Origin of the sequence: Synechococcus sp. R6-5, assembly GCF_047461775.1 — a bacterium.
In the GTDB taxonomy this organism is placed as follows: Bacteria; Cyanobacteriota; Cyanobacteriia; order Thermostichales; family Thermostichaceae; genus Thermostichus.
Window position 1 is genome coordinate 1 of sequence record NZ_JANSHV010000381.1, and the last position, 796, is coordinate 796.

At 58.5% G+C, this 796-nt stretch carries 1 protein-coding gene; it reads left to right on the plus strand.

Annotated elements, in window-relative coordinates; genetic code table 11:
• The first annotated feature begins 138 nt into the window (after positions 1-138).
• Complete coding sequence (locus NW818_RS13870) at positions 139-687, plus strand: metal-binding protein (protein ID WP_414424887.1); 549 nt, start codon at positions 139-141, stop codon at positions 685-687.
• The last annotated feature ends 109 nt before the right edge of the window (positions 688-796 follow it).

The following is a 796-nucleotide window of genomic DNA, read 5'->3' on the forward strand; positions in this document are numbered from 1 at the left end:
AGCAGTGTTCAGCGTAAATGTATCAGCAGCAGGCTTAGGTTTTTCAAGATCCGGCGGAGCGATCCCAGGGCTGGAGCAGGCTTTCTTCTTGGCTTGTGGGTAAACTGAGCCGCAGTCCTGTACTGTTGCTCTGGCTTTATGCCGCTGGGATCCACCCACGATCGCATTACCCTCTGGACGGCCCCCGGCATCACCCTAGCCGCCGGTGTGTTGGGGAACAGCACCACAGTTGCCCTGGCTGTGGGATCCGCCTATCTGTTCAGCGGCCTGATGTTTTCTGGAGATCTGGACACCTGTTCCCGACAGTATCAACGCTGGCTGTTCTTGCGCTGGATTTGGCTGCCCTACCGCAAGTGGATGCGGCATCGCTCCTTTTGGTCTCATGGGCCGATTGTGGGCACCGCCGTGCGGGTACTGTACTTGAGCCTATGGGCAGGAGGAGCTGGCCTGCTGGGGGCTTGGCTGGGATCCCGGTTGGGCTGGTGGATGTGGCAACCCTGGGTGTGGGGCAGCGATCTCTGGCAATTGCTGCAAGTTCACGCCGAGATGCTGTTTTGGATTGGGATGGGGTTGGAACTGGGATCGGTGAACCACAGCCTAAGCGACTGGATGGTCTCCCGCTGGAAACGCTGGCGCAAACGCCGTCAGGCTCGATCTCCCGCCAGGCGACTCAGCTATCGTGGCTAGGGATCCATTGGGCCAAGGTTTGATTTTTCGCCCGCCACGGCATTTGAATGGCAGTGAGGTTACCTGCTGTTCCGCAACGCGTAGTCATTTATCTCACCGTCAAGGTGAA

Excerpts from the sequence above, each read along its gene's own strand:
- NW818_RS13870 (WP_414424887.1), top strand. The coding sequence starts at position 139 with ATGCCGCTGGGATCCACCCACGATCGCATTACCCTCTGGACGGCCCCC.